Origin of the sequence: Nostoc sp. CMAA1605 (assembly GCF_021596505.1) — a bacterium.
Lineage (GTDB): Bacteria > Cyanobacteriota > Cyanobacteriia > Cyanobacteriales > Nostocaceae > Trichormus.
Genome location: NZ_PJIZ01000083.1, coordinates 21,258 through 28,004 on the forward strand (window position 1 = coordinate 21,258; position 6,747 = coordinate 28,004).

Annotated in this window: 6 protein-coding genes; 3 read left to right on the forward strand and 3 right to left on the reverse strand. The window is 40.1% G+C overall.

Translation table 11 applies throughout. The annotated features are described in order from the left end of the window. The first annotated feature begins 133 nt into the window (after nucleotides 1–133). A complete protein-coding gene (locus CV014_RS22890; RefSeq protein ID WP_236144125.1) occupies nucleotides 134–1,612 on the forward strand; it encodes a calcium-binding protein in 1,479 nt (492 codons plus the stop codon). 154 nt (nucleotides 1,613–1,766) lie between these two features. On the opposite strand, the gene CV014_RS22895 is transcribed toward CV014_RS22890, so the two are convergent. After that, nucleotides 1,767–3,383: an ArnT family glycosyltransferase gene (locus CV014_RS22895; protein ID WP_236144126.1), complete on the reverse strand. Its 1,617-nt coding sequence runs from the start codon at nucleotides 3,381–3,383 to the stop codon at nucleotides 1,767–1,769. A 646-nt stretch (nucleotides 3,384–4,029) separates the two neighbouring features. On the opposite strand from CV014_RS22895, the gene CV014_RS22900 reads away from it, so the two are divergent. Both CV014_RS22900 and CV014_RS30220 read left to right on the forward strand, forming a co-directional pair. Beyond that, nucleotides 4,030–4,647 (forward strand): hypothetical protein, encoded by a 618-nt coding sequence (locus CV014_RS22900; protein ID WP_442946938.1) that lies wholly within the window; start codon nucleotides 4,030–4,032, stop codon nucleotides 4,645–4,647. A gap of 237 nt (nucleotides 4,648–4,884) precedes the next feature. Continuing rightward, nucleotides 4,885–5,007, forward strand: a complete 123-nt coding sequence (locus tag CV014_RS30220) for a hypothetical protein (RefSeq protein ID WP_268964867.1) — start codon at nucleotides 4,885–4,887, stop codon at nucleotides 5,005–5,007. Nucleotides 5,008–5,232: 225 nt separating this feature from the next. Here the strand turns inward: CV014_RS30220 and mdh are convergent, their stop codons facing one another. Together mdh and CV014_RS22910 are read right to left on the reverse strand one after the other, a co-directional pair. Further along, nucleotides 5,233–6,216 (reverse strand): malate dehydrogenase, encoded by a 984-nt coding sequence (gene mdh, locus CV014_RS22905; RefSeq protein ID WP_236144127.1) that lies wholly within the window; start codon nucleotides 6,214–6,216, stop codon nucleotides 5,233–5,235. Nucleotides 6,217–6,396: 180 nt separating this feature from the next. Continuing rightward, nucleotides 6,397–6,612 (reverse strand): NAD(P)H-quinone oxidoreductase subunit O, encoded by a 216-nt coding sequence (locus tag CV014_RS22910; RefSeq protein ID WP_236144128.1) that lies wholly within the window; start codon nucleotides 6,610–6,612, stop codon nucleotides 6,397–6,399. Between the last annotated feature and the right edge of the window lie 135 nt (nucleotides 6,613–6,747).

The window sequence follows — 6,747 nt, forward strand, 5'->3', positions numbered from 1 at the left end:
AACATCAGAAAAACTCTGTGGTGGGTTTGATTTTTAACGAGATTGTATCGAATTGTTAACCTAATTCTGATATCTTTAAAACTATTCACAAATATTTGTGTTCCTCAACTGAATTTAAAGGAAAAATAGCGACGTGTATAACATCATTATCGGCACACCATTTAAGGATCAGCTCGTTGGTACTATAACTGACGATCTAATACTTGCTTTGCAAGGAGATGATCACATCATTGGTAGTCTAGGCAATGATTTCATAGTTGGGGATACAGGAACTGATACTGTTGACTACAGTGAACTAGGTCAAGCTGTTACTTTACAAGCTACGGGTATTGTTCAAAAAGGCAGAGCCGGAACAGACACACTCAATGGCATTGAAACTATAATTGGTGCGAAAGGACAAGTCAATACAATAGACGCTTCCACCACCACAGGTTCTACTACATCTGTTAGCGTTAATCTTTCCGCTAACAGTCTGATAGTGAATGGAGTTCCCACTATCGGCACATTGAATTTTAGAGTGGAGAGATTTGTAAATGTTATCGGTACTGCACAAAACGATAGCATTATTGGTGATGACAACAATAACTTGCTAATTGGTGGTCAAGGTAACGACGAAATTTTCGGACTCAACGGTGATGACACCGTACAAGGTGGTGCTGGTGATGATGTCATAGGTGGAGGGAGTAAAAATAATCTTGCAACTTCCCGATTAGGTGATGGTAACGATATCGTACAAGGCGAGGGTGGTAATGATGTCCTCATCGGTGGTACCGGTAACGACACCCTTGATGGTGGTGCTGACCTTGATACAGCCGATTATAGTAATTTAGGTACTGCGATCGCCTTACAAGCGGCTGGTATTGTTAATAAAGGTGCAGCAGGTACAGATCAAATCCTCAACATTGAAACTATCATCGGTGCAACGCGTCAAGCCAACACCATTGACGGTTCTACTGGTACTAGCACAACCACATCATTTAATGTCAATCTCTCTACTAATAGTCTCGTCGTTAACGGTGTTCCAGTCTTAGGCACACTGAACTTTAACGTTCAGAACTTTGTTAACGTCACTGGTACTTCCCAAGCTGACACCATAGTTGGTAATAACCAGGGTAACTTATTGATTGGTGGTCGAGGCAATGATCAAATTTCTGGTCTTGGTGGTAAAGATACCATTATCGGCGTTGCTCCTAACAGTCGCCAACCAGGTATTAATGAAGTAGACACCCTCACCGGAGGTGCAGATCCTGATAAATTCGTCTTAGGAGATGCCACAAAGCCTTACTATGTAGGTGGCGGTGGTTTTGCTGGTTTGAATGACTTTGCCTTGATTACTGATTTTCAAACTGGTCAGGATCAAATCCAACTCAAAAAGCTAGATGGTTATATCTTCGGCAGTAATTATATTGCGATCGCCAGTCCATTCTCATTAGACAGCAGTAAAGCCTTCGATGATTCTGTGTTAGTTGCAACTGCAAATCAGATTGTGAAAGCCAATGGTGTCTACAATGCGTCTAGTCAGGATTTGACATCCTCTCCTATATTTGCTGGTTTTGATGTCATTTCTATCTTTTCCACTAGTTACAGCGTCAGCGACATCCAATTTGTCTAGAAAGACGACAGACAGAATAATTCCCATAATTCGTAATTAACACGCTTCTTCTTTAGAGACTCGCGTTAATTTAAGGCAGAACAACACGCTAAAATTTCAATTTAGCGGTCTTGAATGAGTTGAGGATGCAAACCCCAACTCATTCAATTACGAATCACTTCAATTTTGTCTCTTTAGTGATCAATTTCCAGTCGCCAACTTCGTCAACTAACTGCATAGAATCTAACTGGAGTTTTTTGGTATCAGACTCTTGGATGAGAATATAGGGTTTTTTGTTGTCTTGCCAATAATTTTGCAATTCTGAGAAGGAAGCCGGAATGATGGTGCGATCGCTATAAAAGTTTAATGAGGGACGATGTTCAGGAAAGGATGTATAAATTTTACTAACATTTGGGTTGACGCGGTTAATCATATGTGCAACTGGTTTAACTGGATAGGCTTCCCATAATTCCCACACCCAGTAATGAGATTTCATTAACAGTAATAGTGATATATAGGTTCCCCAAAATAAAATTCTGAGAAATTGTCCATCACCCCGTTCAGCCAAAATCGCCGCTAGTGTCATCGTTAAAGCAAAAGCCGCAAAAATTAGTTGCAAGTCAGTTTTGAGATGTGTTCCCCAACTAAAGTAAATGCTGCCAAAAGAAGCAACGACAGCCAACATTGATAACCCCACTACCCAACCACGGGGGTATTGAGAAAATAACGGCAAGTTTTCGATTTCTGCTAACTGAGTCCCGAAAGCCAAAGCTAAACAAGGGTAAATCGGCAAGACATAACAAGAATATTTAGCACCAATCAGAGAAATCAGCAGTAAATAAACGCCACCCCAAACTAGAGTTAGTCTTGCCCAACTCATATTGCGATTTTCCCACACTAGACGGGCAGTTTGTGGTAAAAAAATTAACCAAGGCCAAGTCCATTTGAGTAGTTCTAGGACATAAAACCAAGGTGCCGAGGAATGATTAGGAGCAAATGTACTGTTATTCAGGAGTTGATAGAATAAGCCATTGCGAATAAAATCTTGACCGTAGTGTAGTATTTGTGCGGCATACCAACCCAGTGCAGGTAATATACCGAAACCAAATGCTAGCCAAAAATAGCGGCAGTTGAGTAATCTGGGGGTATCCCAAAATAAAAAAGCGATCGCTACAACACCCAAAACTACACCCATCAGTCCTTGGGTGAGACAAATCAACCCAAAACTCCAGCCGATACCCAAGCAATAGCGTAAATCTCGGCGCGATCGCAATACGCACAACATCATCACCAAGAAGAAACTGACTACTACCCCATCTAAGATGGCTAACCTGCCATGACGCACCACAGGTAGCATCGTCAGATACACTAAAGCACTATAAACTGCTGCCCAACGATAGCGAAATATCTCACGACTTAACCAATACAGTAAAGGTACTGATAAAGAAGTTAAAATTGCTCCTGGTAAGCGTGTCGTCCATTCATTCACGCCGCCTATAGAATAAGCACCAGCAATCAAAATGTGGACTAAAGGTGGCTTGTGATGGTAAGCCTGTCCTCCCAAAGTTGGGTATAACCAACGCAAATCATCAGCAGAGGCGCGCCAAATTTCCTTAGCCACCTGTGCCACAGTTCCTTCATCCCAGTCTCGCAACGGCAAGTCGCCTAAATTCACGATGAATAGTAACAATGCTGCTATTAGCAACACTACTAGCCATAACCAGTCAATCCATTTTTCAGCCGTGCGGTGCTGTCTTTCTAGATGACCCCAAATAAAGCTTCCTTCTCGCATATTCTATAGATCATCATTTTACTAGCTTGCTCGTTGAAGAAGAATTCAGAACTCAGAATTCAGGGGTGAAAAACCATCGTGAGTTCAGGAGTGGGGAGTGCTAAGTGCTGAGTGCTGTTAGCGGTAGCGCGGCGTTTAGCCGATGTTTAGCAATCAATTCTTTAATTTTGAATTTTGAATTGATTTAAGTACTGTTAGCGTTAGCGGGACTTTCGTCCCGTGCGATTATTACTTTTTTCTTCAGCACTCAGCACTGTTATAGCCAAAGACCACTTTATCCTGACTTTGGCAAGAACGTCTCTAATTTTCCACCCAGTTCAAACCTCTGCACTGAACAAATCTAAATTCCCAGATTAGCTTAATTTTCTCTGAGCAGCGATTATTTTTTTGGGAAAAATACCAGAAATTTGATTCAACTTATTTAACACTCATTTTAGGCTAAAAATGATACAACTGTTGCCAACTAGTATCAAAAGTCCAGAGAAAGAGTATTGATGAATTAAGCTTTTCACCTATTTTAATTAGTTCCTTTATTTATGTCTTATACCATTTCACTAAAATCATGAAACAGATCCAAATTCAGAAACCCTTGTAAAATATGGTTTTCTTAATTTTGAATTTTGTAGCTTGCTTCCCGTAGGGTATTTTGAATTTTGAATTGGTATTGGCTGTACTAGAATTTGCTATTTACCCCAGGGGGCATTTATCCATGACTTTACCTTTGATACTAGATATTACCATTGGATTAGTATTTATTTACTTAATCTTAAGTTTGTTAGCATCAGAAATTCAAGAACTGATTACTACTGTATTGCAATGGCGGGCAGTACATTTAAAAAAATCCATTGAAATTCTCATTGCTGGTAATGTCCATCAATCAGAAGAAGACAGCATCATTGAACTAGTGAATGAGTTATATGATCATCCTTTAATTAAGAGCGTCAATCAAGAAGCTAAAGGCTTTCTCACTGTTTTACCTCGGAAGCTAATTTGGTTTATATCCAATCTTCTAGTAAAATTATCGCTATCTGGAAAAAAGCGGACTAATAGCATTTTTGGATATACGAAAAATTCTCTAGGAAAAACCAAAGTTGAAAAACGGAGTGCGCCTTCATACATTCCTGCTGATACTTTTGCTACCACTCTCATGGAAACTTTAGGCATTCCTCAACTGGTAGACAAGCTTACAGAATCAAGGTTAATAAATTTTGCCCATCAACAATTCAATAGCATACAAAATATGTTAATCAGTTTGCGAGCTTAGTTAGTCTACATTGATGCTTTGATATATGTATATATACTAACCCAGATAGCTAGAGTAACTAAGGTGTTTAACGTAAAGATATACCTATCTTTATGTTTATTCCTGCGGAACGATCGCAAAGTATTTCAAAAGTAGGACGGAAGAACAAAAAAACCGACTCATCATAACAGGGGTAACTACAAATTTTTGCAAAATAGGTGTTTATCCTACTGCAATATTTCAGCGAGGAAATCAATTATGGTGGGTGATTTTTTACGAAAAGCTCAGGATTTTATGAGTGGTTCAAGGCGCGAAGAACGTGAGGAAGAAGCAGATTATCGGGAATATCGGGGACGCAGAGGAAGAAGAGACGGCGAATAAAACCAATTCGCAATTCGCAATTCGCAATTCGCAATTAAGTTTTGTCACGAGGTTAAAACCCTGTGACAAAACTTTTCGCCTTTAAAGGCGTTAGTGTAGCGGGACGAAGTCCGATTTTAAACCTGATTGTTTCGATAAATACTGAAAAGTTTGATTTTCTTAGGTGATGAATTGCGTGATTTTAAATTAGGCAGTAGCTTTTAAAACTACTGCCTTTTGTTTTGACTATATCGAACTTGTTGCAGCTAAAATTTTTTGCGATCGCTCAATATTTTTCCGTACAGCTTGAGCCGAAATATGCAAAGCTTCTTTTTCAGAATCACTTAAATTTAGTTCTAAAATACTCTCAATTCCATGAGAACCCAAACGACAAGGTACACCAATCACCACATCTTTTAAACCATATTCACCTTGTAAATATGTAGCCACAGGTAACAACCGCGACTGATTTAATACAATCGATTCCACCATCAAACTTGTCGCGGAAGCTGGCGCGAAAAATGCACCGCCAGTCTGCATTAATTCCACAATTTCTGCACCACCATTGCGAGTTCTTTCCACTAAGCGCGCAATTGTTTCTGCATCTAATAATTCTGTAATGGGGATACCATTAACGGTGGCGTAACGAGATAACGGAACCATAAAATCCCCGTGACTACCTAACACCATCGCTTTGACATCAGCAGGTAATACCCCCAATTCCAAAGCGATAAAAGCCTCAAACCGTGCTGAGTCTAATACCCCAGCCATCCCCATAATTCTATTTCGCGGTAAACCTGTAGCTTCCCAAGCTAGATAAGTCATCACATCCAAAGGATTGGTGACTACGATAAAAATAGCATTAGGAGAATAGGCGATCGCATTTTTAGCAGCTTCAACCACAATTTTGGCATTGGTTTTGAGCAAATCATCCCGACTCATCCCTGTTTTGCGGGGAAATCCGGCGGTAATCACCACAATTTGCGAATCTGCTGTATCTACATAATTATTTGTGCCAATAATCTCACGATTATGTAATTCAATACCCCTAGCTTCTAGCAAATCCAGTGCTAAACCTTGAGGTATTCCCTCAACAATATCTAATAACACCACATCCGCCAGATTTTTCTCAGCAATGCGTTGGGCTAACGTACTACCCACCCTACCAGCACCGATAATAGCAACGCGCGGTAGACGACAAACAATTGGGGATTCAACAGGAGAAAACATAAACTTGCTTAGACAATGCAACCTGTATAGTTACTAAGGGTAACAGCTAGAATTGCGATCGCCAGTGACCAAAGTGATAAAATCCCCTAATCGTTTGTAGTAAGGACTTTAGTCCTGAAATCCTTAAGCACTAAAGTGCTTACTACAAACTAATGTTGTTATGGGTAATTCCCCAGCAGATTATTCAAATTCTGCCAGTTGATCTAAACGTAACCAAATATTAGGGGTGGGGACTTGTCCAAACTTCACTAAGGCGTAATCACCTTTAATATCTACGACTTCACCTTGAGTATCAAACAAATACTCTGGAAAGCGAGTATCACTAGCTTTAGCTTCCAAACTATTTTCTAGCTTCTCGCGCACAGCACGCACCATATTTCCTTTCTTAATCGGCATAAGTTCCCCTCTCAATTGATTACGTTGTTTTATAGAGAATTATAGGGGATTGGGGGTTGGGGATTAGGGACTGGGGATTAGGGACTGGGGATAGATTCTACCTTAACGTGAATTCGACGACCTCTCCCCAAACCC